General features: G+C 66.1%; 19 protein-coding genes. 8 read left to right on the top strand and 11 right to left on the bottom strand.

The window, feature by feature from the left end:
- Window positions 1–254: 254 nt before the first annotated feature.
- Complete coding sequence (locus I6F20_RS27995) at window positions 255–1,796, top strand: L,D-transpeptidase (RefSeq protein WP_036026748.1); 1,542 nt, start codon at window positions 255–257, stop codon at window positions 1,794–1,796.
- Window positions 1,797–1,825: 29 nt separating this feature from the next.
- Here the strand turns inward: I6F20_RS27995 and I6F20_RS27990 are convergent, their stop codons facing one another.
- From I6F20_RS27990 to I6F20_RS27980, 3 genes are all read right to left on the bottom strand, one after another.
- On the bottom strand, window positions 1,826–2,638 hold the full coding sequence (locus tag I6F20_RS27990) for a class I SAM-dependent methyltransferase (RefSeq protein ID WP_036011720.1): 813 nt from the start codon (window positions 2,636–2,638) through the stop codon (window positions 1,826–1,828).
- Between the two features lie 89 nt (window positions 2,639–2,727).
- On the bottom strand, window positions 2,728–3,267 hold the full coding sequence (locus I6F20_RS27985) for a VOC family protein (protein ID WP_036011717.1): 540 nt from the start codon (window positions 3,265–3,267) through the stop codon (window positions 2,728–2,730).
- A gap of 25 nt (window positions 3,268–3,292) precedes the next feature.
- Window positions 3,293–4,297 carry a Bug family tripartite tricarboxylate transporter substrate binding protein gene (locus I6F20_RS27980; RefSeq protein WP_051057094.1) on the bottom strand — a complete coding sequence of 335 codons (1,005 nt, stop codon included), beginning with the start codon at window positions 4,295–4,297 and terminating at the stop codon, window positions 3,293–3,295.
- A 99-nt stretch (window positions 4,298–4,396) separates the two neighbouring features.
- On the opposite strand from I6F20_RS27980, the gene I6F20_RS27975 reads away from it, so the two are divergent.
- Genes I6F20_RS27975 through I6F20_RS27965 form a run of 3 tightly spaced genes read left to right on the top strand, consistent with a single transcriptional unit; the run spans window position 4,397 to window position 6,480 of the window.
- Window positions 4,397–5,095, top strand: a complete 699-nt coding sequence (locus I6F20_RS27975) for a TetR/AcrR family transcriptional regulator (protein ID WP_036026741.1) — start codon at window positions 4,397–4,399, stop codon at window positions 5,093–5,095.
- The gene (locus I6F20_RS27970) at window positions 5,073–5,633 is read left to right on the top strand and encodes a carboxymuconolactone decarboxylase family protein (RefSeq protein WP_225128745.1); all 561 of its coding nucleotides are present in this window, start codon (window positions 5,073–5,075) and stop codon (window positions 5,631–5,633) included. The genes I6F20_RS27975 and I6F20_RS27970 overlap by 23 nt, the downstream gene beginning before the upstream one ends.
- A gap of 1 nt (window position 5,634) precedes the next feature.
- Complete coding sequence (locus I6F20_RS27965; RefSeq protein ID WP_036011702.1) at window positions 5,635–6,480, top strand: SDR family NAD(P)-dependent oxidoreductase; 846 nt, start codon at window positions 5,635–5,637, stop codon at window positions 6,478–6,480.
- A gap of 51 nt (window positions 6,481–6,531) precedes the next feature.
- On the opposite strand, the gene I6F20_RS27960 is transcribed toward I6F20_RS27965, so the two are convergent.
- The 4 genes from I6F20_RS27960 to I6F20_RS27945 are packed head-to-tail and all read right to left on the bottom strand — an operon-like array spanning window position 6,532 to window position 9,094.
- A complete protein-coding gene (locus tag I6F20_RS27960) occupies window positions 6,532–7,071 on the bottom strand; it encodes a DoxX family protein (protein ID WP_051057089.1) in 540 nt (179 codons plus the stop codon).
- Complete coding sequence (locus I6F20_RS27955; protein ID WP_225128744.1) at window positions 7,068–7,850, bottom strand: HvfC/BufC N-terminal domain-containing protein; 783 nt, start codon at window positions 7,848–7,850, stop codon at window positions 7,068–7,070. The genes I6F20_RS27960 and I6F20_RS27955 overlap by 4 nt, the downstream gene beginning before the upstream one ends.
- Window positions 7,840–8,754 (bottom strand): MNIO family bufferin maturase, encoded by a 915-nt coding sequence (gene bufB / locus I6F20_RS27950; RefSeq protein WP_225128743.1) that lies wholly within the window; start codon window positions 8,752–8,754, stop codon window positions 7,840–7,842. Before bufB ends, I6F20_RS27955 begins: the two co-directional genes overlap by 11 nt.
- A 34-nt stretch (window positions 8,755–8,788) precedes the next feature.
- Window positions 8,789–9,094: a BufA1 family periplasmic bufferin-type metallophore gene (locus tag I6F20_RS27945; RefSeq protein ID WP_225128742.1), complete on the bottom strand. Its 306-nt coding sequence runs from the start codon at window positions 9,092–9,094 to the stop codon at window positions 8,789–8,791.
- Window positions 9,095–9,402: 308 nt separating this feature from the next.
- On the opposite strand from I6F20_RS27945, the gene I6F20_RS27940 reads away from it, so the two are divergent.
- The 3 genes from I6F20_RS27940 (at window position 9,403) to I6F20_RS27930 (ending at window position 13,533) form a co-directional block, all read left to right on the top strand.
- On the top strand, window positions 9,403–11,493 hold the full coding sequence (locus I6F20_RS27940) for an adenylate/guanylate cyclase domain-containing protein (RefSeq protein ID WP_225128741.1): 2,091 nt from the start codon (window positions 9,403–9,405) through the stop codon (window positions 11,491–11,493).
- A gap of 148 nt (window positions 11,494–11,641) precedes the next feature.
- Entirely contained in the window at window positions 11,642–12,226 is a 585-nt protein-coding gene (locus I6F20_RS27935; RefSeq protein ID WP_225128740.1) for a HutD/Ves family protein, read from the top strand.
- A gap of 101 nt (window positions 12,227–12,327) precedes the next feature.
- On the top strand, window positions 12,328–13,533 hold the full coding sequence (locus I6F20_RS27930) for an adenylate/guanylate cyclase domain-containing protein (RefSeq protein ID WP_036011675.1): 1,206 nt from the start codon (window positions 12,328–12,330) through the stop codon (window positions 13,531–13,533).
- Here I6F20_RS27930 and I6F20_RS27925 read toward each other — a convergent pair.
- The 4 genes from I6F20_RS27925 to I6F20_RS27910 form a co-directional block, all read right to left on the bottom strand.
- Complete coding sequence (locus tag I6F20_RS27925) at window positions 13,520–13,813, bottom strand: hypothetical protein (protein WP_074448097.1); 294 nt, start codon at window positions 13,811–13,813, stop codon at window positions 13,520–13,522. The two genes, I6F20_RS27930 and I6F20_RS27925, sit on opposite strands and share 14 nt — an antisense overlap.
- 280 nt (window positions 13,814–14,093) lie before the next feature.
- A complete protein-coding gene (locus I6F20_RS27920; protein ID WP_036011671.1) occupies window positions 14,094–14,273 on the bottom strand; it encodes a hypothetical protein in 180 nt (59 codons plus the stop codon).
- Window positions 14,274–14,359: 86 nt separating this feature from the next.
- A complete protein-coding gene (locus I6F20_RS27915) occupies window positions 14,360–14,566 on the bottom strand; it encodes a hypothetical protein (RefSeq protein WP_050991724.1) in 207 nt (68 codons plus the stop codon).
- A 94-nt stretch (window positions 14,567–14,660) separates the two neighbouring features.
- A complete protein-coding gene (locus tag I6F20_RS27910; RefSeq protein WP_109145166.1) occupies window positions 14,661–15,029 on the bottom strand; it encodes a rhodanese-like domain-containing protein in 369 nt (122 codons plus the stop codon).
- A 176-nt stretch (window positions 15,030–15,205) separates the two neighbouring features.
- On the opposite strand from I6F20_RS27910, the gene I6F20_RS27905 reads away from it, so the two are divergent.
- Window positions 15,206–16,003 carry an adenylate/guanylate cyclase domain-containing protein gene (locus I6F20_RS27905; protein ID WP_057026102.1) on the top strand — a complete coding sequence of 266 codons (798 nt, stop codon included), beginning with the start codon at window positions 15,206–15,208 and terminating at the stop codon, window positions 16,001–16,003.
- The last annotated feature ends 38 nt before the right edge of the window (window positions 16,004–16,041 follow it).

Here is a 16,041-nt window from a genome sequence, read left to right as displayed (position 1 = left end):
CTATCCGCGCGTTCGTACGGTTGCACCAAAAGGTGATCCGGACATTCTGCCGCAGCGATCGAGGCAGCTCCGGACCGCCCCCGGCTGAAGGCCGCCTTCCGCCTTCGCCAACCCTCGTATATGAGAGATTTGTCGCCCGAACGTACCGAATCCCGCCACAGAGGGAACGTAAGGCGGCTGCGATTTCTTAATCCAATGATTCCAATCTGACACGTGAGCGACACCAGCCGACTGGCAGCTCGACCGAGGATGGCATGAAAAACCGATCGACGACGGCGCAATCCATCAGGGCGGTGGGGCGCCGGGGGCCTGCCGGAATCATGGCGCTCGTGGCGGCGGCGACCCTTGCGGCGGCCACCCCGGCGATTGCGGCCAAGCAGCAGCGCCAGGTGGCCGAGGCAGTCGCGCCGCGGGTGGCCGGCGATCCGGTCATGGCGATCGTGTCGATCAAGAGCCAGCAGGTCACTTTCTACGATGCCGACGGCTGGATCGTGCGCGCGCCGGTATCGACCGGCACCACCGGACGCGAGACGCCGGCTGGCGTCTTTGCCATTCTCGAGAAGAACCGGGAGCATCGCTCGAGCCTTTATGACGATGCCTGGATGCCGCACATGCAGCGCATTACCTGGAACGGCATCGCCCTGCATGGCGGACCGCTGCCCGGCTATGCCGCCTCGCACGGCTGCGTGCGAATGCCGTTCGGCTTCGCCGAGAATGTGTTCGACAAGACCTATATCGGGATGCGCGTGATCGTCTCGCCGCATGACACGGTCCCGACGGAATTCTCTCATCCGTCGCTGTTCGTGCCAAAGCCGGAGGCCATCGCGGCCGTGCCCGGCCGTGCCGACAAGCTCTCCGCCGAGGCGGAGGAGGCCACAAGGGCGGCCGACGAGGCCAAGAAGGCTGCGTCCGCCGCCGCGAAGGAAGCCGCCTCGCTCCCGGCCGCGTTGCGCAAGCTGGAACAGCAGAAGACCCGCGCCGATGCCGAGCTCGCCTTCGCCGACAAAATGCTCGCAAATGCCAAGACGGATCAGGCCCGCGCCAAGGCCGAGGAGCTGAAGCAGAAGGCAGCAACCAAGGCTGCCGACGCGGCGACGCAGCTCGAGGCCGCCAGGGCCGCCGCGCAGCCGAAGCGCGATGCGGTGGCTGCGACCAAGGAAGCCGCGAAGACCGCTGCGGCCAGAAAGACCGAGGCCGTGAAGGCGGCGACCGACGCGAAGCTCGCGGGCGAGCCGGTCTCGGTCTACATCAGCCGGGCGACGCAGAAGCTCTATGTGCGTCGGAACACGCACAAGCCGGCGCCCGACGGCGGCGGCGAGGTGTTCGACACCAGCATCGAGGTCCCCGTCACGATCCGCAATCCCGAGCAGCCGATCGGCACGCATATCTTTACGGCGATGGCGAAGACCGGGACGGGCCTGCGCTGGAGCGTTGTCACGATCGAGAACGGCGATGAGGCCCGCAACGCACTCGACCGCATCACCATCCCGCAGGACGTATGGGACCGCATCGGGCCGACCGCGTTGCCGCGCTCCTCGATCGTCGTCTCGGACGAGCCGCTGAGCAGCGAGACCAATTACCGCACCGAGTTCGTCGCGGTGCTGAGCAACGAGCCGCAAGGCGGCTTCATCACGCGCAAGCCGACCGCGCCTGCCATGATCGCCAGCGATGACGGCTGGGACAACGGCTTCGGCTTCTTCTACCGCGATCCCTACGTCCAGCCGGCCAACCCGCGCCGGCGCAGCCAGTACCAGTACTATCAGCCGGCGCAGCCGTTCCAGCGCGGCTTCTGGTAAAGGACGCGCCGCCTCGGCCAACGCCCCTGCTACGGGCGGGCCTCGATCACGATCGCCTGGATCTTGCCCTCCACCGGACCGGATCCACGGCGGGCCCGGATTGCCTCCGCAACCGTATCGGTCGCAGCCTGAAGCTTGCCGGCATCCCGTGCCTCGATCTCGCTGCGCAGCGGCGTGCCCTGGCAGAGCGCAATGGCGACATCTTCGGCTAAAGGCGCGCGGCTGATTTCGGATCGGGTTTCGATCGAGATGTCGCGGAAGCCAGCTCGTTCGAGATCGCTCCTGATGACGGCCTTGTCGTGATAGCCGTGCGGCGTCCGGACCATGAAACGCGGCGGATCATTGGGAAACAGCTTCTCGAGCGCGACCGTTGCTTCATGCGTGAGCGCATTCTCCTCGATGCGATCCCAAACGTTGAACACGAACGTGCCGTCCGGCTTCAGGACGCGCCTGACCTCGCCATAGGCCTTGATGCGGTCCGGAAAGAACATCGCGCCGAACTGGCAGCAGACCACGTCGAACTCGGCGTCGCCCAAGGGCAGGGCCATTGCGTCCGCCTGGCGCCAGGTGATGCGATCGTCATTCGCCTGGCGCTGCGCTGCGACCGCGAGCATCGGTTCGTTGAGGTCCGTTGCAACGTATCGAACGCCGCGCGGCAGCGCCGCCGCCACGGCACGCGTCACCGCACCGGTGCCCGCTGCGATCTCGAGCAATACAGCGGGAGAGCGTGCGGCAACGCGCCTTGCGATGTCCTCCGCATAGACGGCGAAGATCATCGGGACCAGATACTCGTCGTAGATTTTCGGAATCGAGCCGGCGAAAACCTTGTCAGTGTCGGGCATGCTAGCCTCGCTGAAGGTTCGGACACGAGGCCACGTTACCATGGTTTCCCGCAAGAGCCAGCAACGGCGTACATTGCGGGCAATCGGTTCTACGATCTCCCGCCGCCGATCTCGCGGATCGGCCGCGTGCCGTCCCAGCTCATCGCGGCCTGCCGCACCTTCTCGAAGAACGGGCCCTTGGTGCCGCTGATGTCGGAGATTTCGATCACCGTGCCCGGATGCGCCTGCGTGTCGAAATAGGCAAAGCGTCCCTTGTTGCCGCCGATCTGGCCCTCATGGCCGATCCGATAGCCGAGCCCGAGCGCCTTGTCGTAGAGCGCCTGATAGTCGTGGCTCCAATACGACATGTGCTGGAGCCCTTCGTGCCCAGCATCGAGGAATTCCCTGTAGAGCGAGGGCGCGTCGTTGCGCTGCTGGATCAGCTCGATCTGGAGATCGCCGGAATTCGCCAGCGCAATGCTCATCTCGACGGCCGAATCCCGGCCGCGATGCCGGAACCAGTCGGTCTTGACCCGGTCCATGTAGTACCAGGGGCCGACGCCCATCACCTCGATCCAGTGCTTCATCGCGGCGTGGATGTCCCGCACCACATATCCGTTCTGGCGCACCGCGCCGAAGATGCGGCTCATGTCCGCGCTCCTGTCGTCAGCTTGCTCACTTGACCTCGATGCCCGCGTCCTTGGCAACCTGCTTCCAGGCCGTGATGTCGCGCGCGTTGATGTCGCGTTGCTCCTCGCCTGGCACGAATTGCGGGGTGATGCCGAGCGTCAGCAGCTTCTGCTTCACCACCTCATCGCCAAGGGTCTCCTTCAGGGCCGCCGACAGCTTCTGCGCGATCGGCGGAGCCACGCCGGCGGGCGCATACATCGCCCATGACAGGCTGCGGTCGAACGCGACGCCCTGCTCCTTGTAGCTGGCGATTTCGGGCAGGCTCGGCGACCGCTCGCCGCAGGCCGCCAGCGCCTTGATCGAGCCCTCCTTCACCAGCGGCGTTGCGGTGGCGACGTCGAGCGTCGCCAGGGAAATGTGGCGGCCGAGCAAATCGCCGGCCAGCTTTGCGATGCCGTTGAACGGCACGTGGTCCATCTTGATGCCGGTCTGCTGCATCAGGATTTCCGCGCAGAATTGCCCGGTCGAGCCGACGCCCCAGCTGCCGTACTGGATCGGCTCGCCCTTCTTGGCCAGCGCGACCAGACCCTTGATGTCATTGGCGGCAAAGTCCTTGGTCGCCACCAGCATGATGGAGGAGACGCCGACGCGCCCGATCGTCGTGAAATCCTTGATCGGATCGTAGGGCAGCTTTGGATAGATCGCGGGCGCCAGCACATGCGTGGTCATGCCGCCGACGGTGATGGTGTAGCCGTCATTCGCGGAAGTCGCGACCATCTGCGTGCCGATCGTGCCGGCGGCGCCGGTGTGGTTCTCGATATAGATGCTCTGTCCGAGCGTCTTGCCCATCCTCTCCGCAAGCAGCCGGCCGACTACGTCGCCGCCGCCGCCGGCCGCGTAAGGCAGCAGCATCCTGATCTTGCGGGTGGGGTAGGCGGCAGCATCCTCGGCACGGGCCGACGCCGCCGCAGACAGGATCAGCAGCAATGATGCGACGATGCGAAGCGCTGCGATGGTTTGCGCGGGCAAAAGGCGAGCGTGGCTTGCCATGGCATTCTTCCCCAATTGCTCTCCGCTTATCGAGCGGAGTTGAAACGAACGATCGTTCGTACGGTTGACTAGCGAACGAGCGTTCGTTAGTCAAGCAGCATGGCTGTCGACACCTCCAGCGCGGCTGAAGCGGCTGCGCCCACGACGCGCGAGCGCATCCTCGCCGAAGCGCTCAATTTGTTCGCGCAGAGCGGTTATGGCGGCGCCTCGATGCGCGAGCTCGCGCGCCGCGTCGGCATCCGCGAGAGCAGCCTCTACAACCATTTCCCCGGCAAGGCGGCGATCCTCGAGGCGATCGTCAGCGAGCATGGCCCGGCCAGCTCGGCGAGCCGGCTGGAGGAGCCGCGCTACAAGCAGCTGGCGCGGCAGCCGGCGGAGTTCTGCCGGCAGTTCGCGCTCGACCTCGTCGAGCAATGGTCCGATCCGCGCGAGCACCAGTTCCAGAAGGTCATCACCGCCGAGCGCAACCGCGTGCCAGGCATTCGCGCCAAATTCGCCGATCATTTCTACGCGCGCGAGCAGAGCCTGATGACGGATTATTTCCGCGGCTTCGCGCTCGCCGGCCTGATCTCGACCACTGATCCGCGCGAGACCGCGCGGCTGTTCGCCGCCGGTCTGATCTACATCCGCCTCGAGCATTACGTGATGGGCGCGGTGCCGTCGCCGCGGCCGAAGGTGATCGAGGCGATCGACCGCTATCTCGCCTTCTTCCTGTCGCTGATCGCGGCAGGTCAAGACGCCGACAACAAGAAACGAAAGCCCAAGGGAGAAATGCGTGGCAAGGCTGCCCCTGATTGATCCGGAGACGACGAGCGGCGACATTCGCGCCTCGTTCGACCGCATGCCGGTCAAGCTCAACATCTTCCGCATGATGGCCCATGCCGAGGCCAACATGATTCCGGCGATGCGGCTCGGCAATTCCATCCTGCACAAGCAGAAGCTCAGCGCGGTCAACCGCGAGCTTCTGATCCTCCAGTCCGCCCAGCTCGAAGGCGGCGCCTACGAGTGGCGCCAGCACGTGCCGATCGCGCTCGGCGTCGGCTGCACGCAGGACCAGATCGACGCCGTCGAGCGTAGTGACTACGACGCCGCCGGCCTGAGCGAGGCCGAGCGCGCGCTGCTGAAGTTCGGCCGCGAAGTGGTCGAGAACGTCCGTGTCCCCGAGACCATCTTCGCGGCCGTGCGAAAACATTTCAGCGACCAGGAAATCGTCGAAGCCATCGTCGCGCTCGGCTTTTGCATGATGATGGCGCGCCTGACCGAAGCAACGGAAACCGATCTCGATCCCGCCGCTGGCATGAAGGTCTATGACGGCGGCAAGAAGCCAGGCGGCTGAGATGGCGGACACCGAGAGCAAGCCGGAGCGTTACATTCGTCCGCCGAGCGCGGAATCATCCGGAGAAGCGCCGGGCAGGGGGCGCCTCAAAGGGCGCCGCATCCTGATCGTCGGCGGCGGCCAACGCGTGTTCGACGCAGCGAGCGATCCAATCGGCAACGGCCGTGCCATGAGCATCCTGTGCGCCCGCGAGGGCGCCAAGGTCGCGGTCGCCGATCTCAACCGCAGCTCCGCCGAACAGACGGTGAAGCGCATCACGGATGAAGGCGGCGACGGCTTTGCCATCGCGGCCGACGTCACCTCGGAGGCCGACGTCGTCCGCATGATCGACGAAGCGCGCCGCGCCATGGGCGGGCTCGACGGCATGGTGCTGAACGTCGGCACATTCGGCAAGGTCGGGCTCGATGCCGTCAGCCCCGAGGAGTGGAACAAGATCTACGACGTCAATGTCCGCGGCCCCATGCTGTGCTGCCGCGCCGCGATGCCGAGGTTCGATGATGGCGGCGCCATCGTCTTCATCTCCTCCATCGCCGCGCTGAAGGCGGGTTCGCAGATGGCGGTGTACGATTCCTCCAAGGCCGCGCTCGGCGGCCTGATGCGCAACATCGCCCATCTCGGAGCCCGCCGCGGCATCCGCGCCAATCTCGTCTATCCCGGACTCGTCGACACCCCCAACGGCCGCGAAGCCGGCGCCGGCCGTCCCTCCCGCGGCAAGAGCCACATCCCGTTCGGCCGCCAGGCGACAGCCTGGGAGATTGCCTATGCCGTGCTGTTCTTCCTCTCGGACGAAAGCGTCTACGTCACCGCACAGACCCTCGCAGTCGATAGCGGCCTGAGCGGGATGTAAGTGCTCTTCTGTAGCCCGGATGGAGCGCAAGCGTAATCCGGGACCGATGCCTCACCGCGCAACCTGCCCCGGATTGCGCTGCGCTCCATCCGGGCTACGGATGCGACAGATCAGACGATCGAGCGAGATGTGCCCCGGCCCGTAAGCCATGAGGGCAAGCGCCATCGCCGCCCAAGTGAGGTGAATCGGCCAGCCGTCGGGCACCGTGAGCTCGACGATCACGGTCATGAACAGCAGCCCGAGCGCGGCGAACCGCGTGCCCAGTCCCAGCACCAGCAGGATCGGGAACATGATCTCGCCGGAGCCCGAGAGAAAGGCCATCACCGTCGGGGCCGGAAAGTGATAGGGCCCGCCGGGCAGATGCAGCATGAATTCGTCGCTGAACAGCGTCACCGCGGTGTCGTTGAGCTCGAGGAAGCCGCTCCATTTGAGCAGGCCCGAGCGCCAGAACGGCACGGCCAGCGCGAGGCGCAGCACCAGCTGGACCAGCGATGGCATCGCGAGCGCCTGCATCAGATGATTGGCTCTGTCGACGAGTGCTCCGGGCGACGCCAGGCCGCTGGCGGACGTCATGGGCTGCTCCGTGATCATGATGGGTCTCCGCAACAGAGCGAGGTGAAGGCGCCGGCTTCGATCAGCCCGGCAATGTTCGCGGCGATGTCGAATTCGCTTGCCGCCTCCAGCGCCGCCGCCGCGGCTTCGCCGAGCGGCCGGCCCAACATGAGATGGTGCGCGAAGACCGCGCCGCCGGGTGGAAGGCGGCGCACGGCGATGTCGAATTCGCCGCGCGTGATCAGGGCATCCTCCGGCGTCGAGGCATCGATCCGCATAATCGGTGCGTCGTCGCGGTTGGCCGCAAAGATCGTCACGGCAGCGTAATTCGAACGCAGGCACCGCGCGGCCGGGTGCGGAATGAAAACCAGATCAGCCAGGCGGTCGGGCGTCACCGCCGAGAGCCGGGCCGGCGACAGCGGGATGGCGTCGGCGGCGTGATAGGCGTCGAGCCAGGCCCGCTCGAGACGCGCGACGTCGCCGAGCCAGGGCAGATCTTGCGCATGCTCGTAGGCTTCGATGAAGTCCGGAAAGTCGCGGCCATATTCGAACAGCAGCGGCGATGTCGGCGGATTGCTGCGCACATGGAAGCGCGCCATGGCGCGGAAGAAGTCGGTGCCGGTGATGCGCTGCACCGCCGGATAGATCGCGGCGAGCGCGTCGATCAGGCTGACCGTGACGTTGTTGCGGTAGACGTCATAGCGCCGGCCAGCGGCCTTGCCGTTGGGGCCGGTCACGAATTCAGGCGTGCTGCGCTCCGGATCCAGCAACGCCGGCGCGAACGATGCGGCAAAACACAGGCCGGGTTCAGGCGGCATGACGCTCTCCTGCCGGTATGACGGACTGATGGCGGTCGAGGATCGCCTGGGCGGCCGCGGCTTCCGCTTGCAGCACCGGCCAGTCCGGAATCTTGCTGTCCCATTCGATCAGCGTCGGCACCGGCCCGCGGCGGCGGATCACGATCTCGTAGAGTTTCCAGACGGCGTCGGCCACCGGGCCATCGTGGCTGTCGATCAACAGCAGGTCACCTTCGTCGTCGGCCTGCTCGGCATGCCCGGCGAGATGAATTTCCTCGACGCGCGACAGCGGGAAATCAGCGAGGTAGTCGAGCGCAGAATATCCATGGTTGGCCGCGGAGACGAACACGTTGTTGACGTCGAGCAGCAGGCCGCAGCCGGTGCGCTCCGCAATGGCGCGGATGAATTCGGTCTCGTGCATGGAGGATTCGCGGAAGGCGAGATAGGTCGACGGGTTTTCCAACAGCAGCGGTCGCCGGATCGCCTCCTGCACCTGATCGATGTGATCGCAGACGCAAGCGAGTGTCGCCGCGGTATAGGGCAGAGGCAACAGATCGTTGAATAAGCTGGTCTCGTGCGTCGACCAGGCGAGATGCTCGGAGACCAGCGCCGGCTGATAGCGCGCGACCAGGCCGCGGAAGCGCGCCAGATGCGCCTTGTCGAGCGGCCGGGGTCCGCCGATCGACATGCAGACGCCGTGCAGCGAGAGCGGATGGTCGCGGCGGATCGCCTCAAGCGCGCGATGCGGCGGCCCTCCGGCGCCCATGTAGTTCTCGGCGTGGACCTCGAAGAAGCCGCGTTGATCTTTTGCCTCGAGGATTGCCGGGAGGTGCTCGGGCTTGAAGCTCGTCCCGGCAACGCCGCCGATCGGCGTTGCGAAGCGGAGCGGCAGCGCTGCTGGCGGGGCCGGCTTGATCGTGCTCATCGTGCTGCTCCGTTCGCGCCTGCCGTTGCGCCGTTCAGATCGGCTTCAGCGAACCCTTCTTGCCGCCCGGCAGCTCGATGCTGGTGCAGGTGCCGCCCTTGACGAATTTCCAGGCATTACCCTGGTAGTCCACGGTCGAGGTGCCCTGGCAGGTGGTGCCCGGTCCCGCCGCGCAATCGTTCTGACCTTTCAGTGCGACGCCGAAGCACTTTTCTTTCTTGGCGGCCATTGCGGCATCGGCTTCGGCCTTGCTCAGGGGGGCGGCGGAGGCAAGGGTCGCGAGCGCGGTCGACACCGCACCGGCGAGGACGAGGGAGGTGACGGTATGTTTGGCAGACATCGAGATTCTCCTGTTCGAATGGTGCCGCCCGGCAGGCGAGCGCGCATGATCTCCTTCGTTCCGCGCGCCGCCCGTGTTACGGCGGGCTGCTCACGAAACCGTGAGATCGATTGGATCGGGCGCACGGTCGGTGCGCTTGGACGGGATTAGCGGGCAAGTGGGTGCCCAAATCCAATGCCTTGGCGCTATCGACACGTTAGAGCGAGAGCATTGGATGCGTCCGACCAAACTTGGCAGAGGTAACGGACGGTAGGAAATCTGCGTAGGAAGATGACAGGAGTCGCGCCCACCCAAAGGCGGATAAAACCATGAACGTCGATCCCGGACGCCAGCTGCGCGCGATCGCAAGGATGACGGTCAGTATCCGCCTTGCTGTCTCCGCGCTGGTCCTCGCCGCGATCCTGCTGACCGCGGCGCTCTCCAGCCTGCTGTGGTGGCGCACCGCGGAGGCGGCCAGCCGGCAGCTCGCCTCGACCATCAACGAGCAGATCGTCGCGGCGGTGCGCAAGGAGGTCTCGGCCATCGTCGACGAGGCGCGCGCCGCGCATACCGCGATCCGCACCCTGTTCCTCCAGAACGTGCTCGACACCCGCGAGGCCGACAAGCGTGAGTTCGTGTTCCTGTCACAATTGCAGTCGCAGGCGACGATTTCCTGGGTCGCGTTCGGCTGGCCCGACGGCTCCTTCTTCGCCGCGCACAAGCTCGGCGATCGGCGCCTGGAGATGATGGAGATCTCGCTGACGGATCATCCGGGCGAGCGCCGGGTCGACGAATATGACGTGGTGCCCGGCGACATCGAATTTGCCAACCGCCGCTTCGAGCCGACCGATTTCCGCGTCGCCGATCAGGCCTGGTTCAAGGCCGGCCTCGGCGCGGACGACCCGCAATGGTTCAGGGTCATGAACCACGCGACCGGCGAACGGCCGTCGATCGCCTTCGCCGGCCCGATCGACGTCTACCAGGAGCGGCAAGGCGTGCTTGCCGTCATCATCGAATACACCAGGCTTGCGCGGTTCCTGTCGCAGCTGGAGGTCGGGCGCACCGGCACCGCCTTCATCGTCGACGGCAGCGGCGAGCTCGTCGCGGCGCCGGACAAGGACGCCGACGAGCTCCATCCGGCCCGCGGCGACACCGCGCTGCTGCCACTGGCGCGCGCAGCGCTCGGCCAGGCCGGGGAAGCCGGCCGCAAGGAGGCTTGGCGCAGCCGGCTCACCTCGGGCGGCGCGGCCTATGAGGTCGCGCTGACGCCGCTGCCGTTTCCCGGCTGGTCGCTCGCGACCGTGATCCCCGAGGCCGAATTTCTCGGGCCGGTCGAGACGACATTGCACCGCCTGATCCTCGGCCTCGCCGTCGGCGCCGTGCTCGCGGCGCTGGCCTCGGCAATGCTGGCGCGGTCCGTCATCGCCGCGCCGCTGTCGCGCGTCGTCGGCGAGCTGCGCCATGTCGAAGCCTTCGCGCTGGAGCAGGTCCGTCGGCATCCGTCGCGGCTCAAGGAGATCGCAAGCCTGTCGGGTGCGATCGCGGAGATGGCGGCCGGCCTGTCCGCATTCCGCAAGTTCATCCCGGCGGATCTCGTCCGCGGCCTGCTGCGCCAGGGCGTCGAGGCGAAGCCCGGCGGCAGCGTTCAGGAGCTCAGCGTGATGTTCATCGACATCGCCGGCTTCACCGGACTGTCGGAGCGGCTCGGCGATCGCGTCGTGCCGCTGCTGTCGCGCTATCTCGACCTCACCTCGGAGATCATCGTCGCCAATGGCGGGACCATCGACAAGTTCATCGGCGATGCCGTGATGGCGTTCTGGGGCGCGCCGCAGCCGCAAGCCGATCACGCCGCACGATGCTGCCGCGCCGCGCTCGCCTGCCGCCGGGCGATCGACGAGTCGGGCCTCGTCGACGATCTCGGTCAGCCGCTCCAGATCCGCATCGGCATCAATTCCGGCCGCATGCTGGTCGGCAATATCGGCTCGGAGCTGCGGCTGAACTACACCGTGATCGGCGATGCCGTGAACGTCGCGAGCCGGCTCGAAGGCGCCAACAAATCCTACGGCACGCAGATCCTGATCGGCGCGGCAACCGAACGTCTGGCGCGCGGCGCCGTCGTCACGCGCGAGGTCGACAGCATCGCGGTCTACGGACGCGAGGAGGGACTCTCCGTCCACGAGCTGATCGGGATGGTGAACGAGAATGCGGTCGGCAGCATCGGCTGGATCGCGGATTACGAACGCGGCCTCGCCGCCTATCGCGCCCGCCGCTTTGCCGATGCGCTCGCCGATTTCGAGGCGGTGCTGAAGCGGCGCGGCGACGATCGCCCGGCCGAGCTGATGCGTGACCGCTGCCGTCGGCTCGCTGCAGCTGCGCCCGACGTCAGCTGGCGGCCTGTGGCGGCATTGGCGTCGAAATAGCGACATCATCCGGGGACCTGTAGCCCGGATGGAGCGGAGCGTAATCCGGGGCCGGTGCTTCACGGCGCGAGCTAACCCGGATTGCGCTGCGCTTCATCCAGGCTACAAACTCGGTTACATTCCTGACTTTCCCGGATGAGTTCGAGACATGAAGACCACATTGCTCAATCCTGAAAACTACACCCGCTCGCCGTGGAAGAACGGCGCCGGCGTCTTCACCGACATCGCGGATGCGCATCGGGCCGATGCGCCGCGGAAGGACTGGGACAGCCTGCTCTGGCGCTTTGCGTCGACGCCGATTCTTGCGTCCGGTCCGTTCTCCCACATGCCCGGCATCGACCGCTTGCAAATGGTCGTCGAGGGCCGCGGGCTGGTGCTGAAGTCGCCGACGCAGGAATTCGACGAACGTGAACCTTTTACGACGGTGCGGTTCACCGGCGAGCTCGAGATCGTGACCGAGCTCGAGGCCGGTCCCGTCGAGGTCGTGAACCTCATGGCGCGGCGCGGCGCGGCCGAGATCGATCTCCTCGCGTTGAAGCAGCCCGGCGACCGGCACCTCGCCGCCGGCACGCATCTGGTCTACGCCCCGCGCGGCGAATGCCGCATCCGCCTCGACAACGAGGAATTTGCGATTCCCCGCACCGGCACGTTGAAGGTCGAGCTGGCCGGGCCGTCGCAGCTTGCGCTCGTCGCGGGTCTGGCGGTGCTGGGGTCGATCCGGCTTCTGGTCTAGAACCTCAGACCGATGCGCACAATCCATGCAACTAGCTAGGTTGACGCCGCCGGGCCGGCGCACGATATCTGCTGGCTAAACCGCAGCTCGAGGGGCAGGATATGAATGCGCCACACACATACGCCCCCACACTGGCCGACGGCGTCATCGACTGGCTGACCAACGGCACGCGCGACGAGCGCTTCATCGACGACATCTTCGCGCTGATGTGCATCCGCCTGCAGCAGGCGGGCATTCCGCTCAAGCGATCGACGCTTCACGTGATGATCCATCATCCGCAATGGCTGGGTGCCCGCATGATGTGGTCCGACGGCAAGCGCGAGGCGGAGATCACGCTGGCCGACTATGACGTTCGCGAGCGGTCCGAATATATCGGCAGCTCCGCCAACGAGATCCATGACGGTGCCGACGAGGTCCGCGAAAAGCTCGAGCAGGATTCCTCGCTCGGTCGCAAGCATGCCCTCTATGACGACATGCGGTCGCTGGGCATGACCGACTATGTGGCCTGGCCGCTGCTGCACACGCTCGGCAAGCGCCACGTCGTGACCTTCGCCACTGATCGTCCCGGCGGTTTCGAGGATGTCCACATCGCCGGCCTGAAGAAGCTGTTGCCGGTGCTGGCGCTGGTCAGCGAGATCCGCATCAAGAATCGCCTGGCGCGCACGCTGCTGGAAACTTATGTCGGCTCCCATGCCGGCGAGCTGATCCTGGCCGGCGCCACCAGGCGCGGCACCGGCACGACGGTGCGCGCCGCGATCATGATCTGCGACCTCAGGGACTTCACCAAGATCTCCGACAACTGGCCGCGCGACGATGTCATCGACCTTCTCAACGACTATTTCGACGCGATGTCGGAGCCGATCGCGCGGCACGGCGGCGAGATCCTGAAGTTCATCGGCGACGGGCTGCTCGCCATCTTCCCGCTGCATCAGCCGAACGCCTGCGCCAATCTTCTGCATGCGGTGGCCGAGGCGAGGGGAGCCATGGCCGCGCTCAACGATCGGAACAGCGCGACCGGCCGCGCGCCGCTGAACTACGGCATCGGCGTCCACGTCGGTGATGTCATGTACGGCAATATCGGATCTGCCCAGCGGCTGGATTTCACGGTGATCGGCCCGGCCGTCAACATGGCCTCCCGCCTGGAGGCGCTGACCAAGACGCTCGGCAGGAACGTGCTGCTGTCACGCGATTTCGCCGAGCTTGTCGAGAAGGAGTTCGCATTGGAGCATGTCGGCCGGCACGAGGTGCGCGGCTTCAACGCCCCCATCGAGCTCTATGCCTATCCGGCTCGCGCTATTTCCGGTTAGTTCCGGGGGCGTTCGGCAGGGCCTGTTGGCCCCCCTGGGTCTGCCTGGCCGGATCGTTGTCGCCCGGCCTCATCGTTGACGACTTCGCCGGTGCATTGGCGCCGCCGTTGTTGGCGTCCGACGACGTATTGAGGCTGGAGGCGCCCGCGCCGGTCGTGCCGCCGGTGCCGGTCGAATTGATGCCGGAGCCCGTCCTCGACGGCCCCGCGCCGCTTTGCGCGAAGGCGGAAGGAGACGAGGCGAGCGCCGCGATGAGCCCTGCTATGACGAGTGCTTTCATGTCCGCTCCTGTGCTCGGCCTAGTGCATGATCCGGACCCGGAGGGCCGCGCAGCGCAAAGTGCGCAGCGGTTTCCAAAAAGATCATGCTCAAACAATAACCTGGAGCGCGATGACGGTTCATCCTAATCGCATCGCGCTCTAGGCGGCCCCGGCCCGGCATCCGGGGGCGGGCTTGAGCCGGGGCCGCCATTTGCCGGAATGGTGAGACGCCGGCGAAGGGCCAATGCGCAGGAACGCGTGGTCGTTCCAAATTCGATGGGGCGCCGCAAACCCGCTGAACTAGGCTGACCAGCGGTCCTGCTCTTCCTGGTGGGCTTGCTCGTTCAGCCGGTCGGCGATCTCGTCCGCAATCTGCTCGGTCTCGGCCGAGGCCACCGGCTCGCCCTTGTGTGTCTTCAGCTTGTCCTTGTCGGCTTCGATCGGAAAGTCGTCGGGTGTCAGTCCGGTCGTCTTGTTCATGGTGCGCCTCACTGTCTCCAGTTGGGGAAAACACACGTGAAGGGCCGATCGTTGCTACGAAGATGAAGCCGCTGGACGAGGCGGCGTCAGGCGCCGCCGACCGCCCGCGTGATGGTGCCGCTCCCGCCGCAGGTGGCGCAAGGCGCGCCGTCGATGCGTCCCTTGCCGTGACAATCGGGACAGACGTCGTCGCCGGTGCCCTTGGTTCCGGGCGGAGCTTCGTCACCGGGATTGAGCGCTGCTTGCGTGGGAATCTTGGCGTCTTGTGCGTGGGCAGCCTTGGTCTTGGTCATCTGCGCCTCCTCGACAACACCGCAACGCGCCTTGCCGCAGAAAGTGCCAATCGGAGTTCGCAGCGCAGTCAACGGAACCGCGCCGCTGTTCTCGCTACTTCTCGACTGCGCCCGTCCAGTCCTTGAAGCCGCCGACGTTGTAGACGTTCTCGTAACCCATATCCTTCAAGAGCTTGCCGGCCAGCGCCGACCTGCCGCCGGATGCGCAATAGAGGATGACGGTCTTGTCCTTGTCGAACGCCTTGTCGTGATAGGGCGACTCCGGGTCGGCGCGAAACTCCAGCATCCCGCGCGAGACGTTCACGGCGCCGGCGATCTTGCCGCTGGCGGCGACTTCCGGCGCATCGCGAACGTCCACGACCAGCGTGTTGCCCTTGTTGATCATCTCGGCCGCCTGCTCCGAGGTGATCTTCGGGACCGCCGCGTTCGCAGCTTCCAGCATTTGCTTGACACTCGTTGCCATAAATTCTCTCCGGATTTTCTTCTGCCGCCCCATAGGAGGATAGCACATCGATCTGGACATCGCTCCTGGATAAGCTTGTCCCGCCGGAGTCAGAGGCCGGAGGTCCGGTTGCCAAGGCCGGATTGTCCGACTAGCCTTGCCGAAGCTACGCCCAAACGGTCTCTGGCCGCACCTTCATGCCCAAATTTCTCCGCATCGGTGTCCATCAGTCCAACGTCTCCGGATACACCTCGAAGGCGTGGTGCGTCAGACGCGTCGGCGCGGCGGTCTTCCTGAAATGGGGCGCGGTGGAGGTGCAGGGCGCCGGCGCCGGGCGCAAGGTCTACTGGTCGCGGTCGCCGCAGGAGAAGACGATCCGTTGCGGCACCGCGCAGCGCGCGCAGGAGTACACGAAAGCCGCGATCGCGCGGCGCCGCAATCACCGCTATGAGCCGCTGACCGGACCCATCGCGAACCGGCGCCGGTCGGCTGCCCGCGCCGCCGAGCTCAAGCAGGCGCTCGCCACCATCCTCATCGTGGACATCGTCGGCTCCACGGCGAAGGCAGCCAAGCTCGGCGATGCGCGCTGGACCAAGGTGATAGGCCATTATTACGCGGCGGTCCGCAAGGAGCTGAAGACGTGCCGCGGCAAGGAGGTCGTGACCACGGGCGACGGCGTGCTGGCGACCTTCAGGAAACCCGCTGCCGGCATCGCCTGCGCGGCCGCGATTCAGAAAGCCGTGCGCACGCTCGGCCTCGAGATCAGGGTGGGTCTCCACGCGGGCGAATACACCATCAGCGGCGGCGAAATGGTCGGCCTCGCGTTCCACATCTGCACCCGGGTTGCAGCGAAAGCACGCGCGGGCGAGGTGCTGGTTTCGAGCGCGGTAAAGGAACTGATGGCGGCGCAGTCCGCAATCAACCTGAGGGATCATGGCCAGCACCGGCTCAAGGGGGTGCCCGAAAGGTGGCGGCTGTACCGGGTGGAGGGCTGAGGGCATCGCGGCGCAATAAGCCTTGCGAGGCTGCGCCT

Origin of the sequence: Bradyrhizobium sp. IC3123 (assembly GCF_020193625.1) — a bacterium.
Taxonomy (GTDB): domain Bacteria; phylum Pseudomonadota; class Alphaproteobacteria; order Rhizobiales; family Xanthobacteraceae; genus Bradyrhizobium; species Bradyrhizobium yuanmingense.
Note: the sequence above shows the minus strand (reverse complement) of the source record. Positions and strands in the feature narration are given on the sequence as shown.

Excerpts from the sequence above, each read along its gene's own strand:
- I6F20_RS27910 (WP_109145166.1), bottom strand. The coding sequence starts at position 15,029 with ATGGCAACGAGTGTCAAGCAAATGCTGGAAGCTGCGAACGCGGCGGTC.
- I6F20_RS27995 (WP_036026748.1), top strand. The coding sequence starts at position 255 with ATGAAAAACCGATCGACGACGGCGCAATCCATCAGGGCGGTGGGGCGC.
- I6F20_RS27935 (WP_225128740.1), top strand. The coding sequence starts at position 11,642 with ATGAAGACCACATTGCTCAATCCTGAAAACTACACCCGCTCGCCGTGG.
- I6F20_RS27985 (WP_036011717.1), bottom strand. The coding sequence starts at position 3,267 with ATGAGCCGCATCTTCGGCGCGGTGCGCCAGAACGGATATGTGGTGCGG.
- I6F20_RS27940 (WP_225128741.1), top strand. The coding sequence starts at position 9,403 with ATGAACGTCGATCCCGGACGCCAGCTGCGCGCGATCGCAAGGATGACG.
- I6F20_RS27905 (WP_057026102.1), top strand. The coding sequence starts at position 15,206 with ATGCCCAAATTTCTCCGCATCGGTGTCCATCAGTCCAACGTCTCCGGA.
- I6F20_RS27975 (WP_036026741.1), top strand. The coding sequence starts at position 4,397 with ATGGCTGTCGACACCTCCAGCGCGGCTGAAGCGGCTGCGCCCACGACG.
- I6F20_RS27915 (WP_050991724.1), bottom strand. The coding sequence starts at position 14,566 with ATGACCAAGACCAAGGCTGCCCACGCACAAGACGCCAAGATTCCCACG.
- I6F20_RS27945 (WP_225128742.1), bottom strand. The coding sequence starts at position 9,094 with ATGTCTGCCAAACATACCGTCACCTCCCTCGTCCTCGCCGGTGCGGTG.
- I6F20_RS27990 (WP_036011720.1), bottom strand. The coding sequence starts at position 2,638 with ATGCCCGACACTGACAAGGTTTTCGCCGGCTCGATTCCGAAAATCTAC.
- I6F20_RS27980 (WP_051057094.1), bottom strand. The coding sequence starts at position 4,297 with ATGGCAAGCCACGCTCGCCTTTTGCCCGCGCAAACCATCGCAGCGCTT.
- I6F20_RS27965 (WP_036011702.1), top strand. The coding sequence starts at position 5,635 with ATGGCGGACACCGAGAGCAAGCCGGAGCGTTACATTCGTCCGCCGAGC.
- bufB (WP_225128743.1), bottom strand. The coding sequence starts at position 8,754 with ATGAGCACGATCAAGCCGGCCCCGCCAGCAGCGCTGCCGCTCCGCTTC.
- I6F20_RS27920 (WP_036011671.1), bottom strand. The coding sequence starts at position 14,273 with ATGAACAAGACGACCGGACTGACACCCGACGACTTTCCGATCGAAGCC.
- I6F20_RS27960 (WP_051057089.1), bottom strand. The coding sequence starts at position 7,071 with ATGATCACGGAGCAGCCCATGACGTCCGCCAGCGGCCTGGCGTCGCCC.
- I6F20_RS27925 (WP_074448097.1), bottom strand. The coding sequence starts at position 13,813 with ATGAAAGCACTCGTCATAGCAGGGCTCATCGCGGCGCTCGCCTCGTCT.
- I6F20_RS27955 (WP_225128744.1), bottom strand. The coding sequence starts at position 7,850 with ATGCCGCCTGAACCCGGCCTGTGTTTTGCCGCATCGTTCGCGCCGGCG.
- I6F20_RS27930 (WP_036011675.1), top strand. The coding sequence starts at position 12,328 with ATGAATGCGCCACACACATACGCCCCCACACTGGCCGACGGCGTCATC.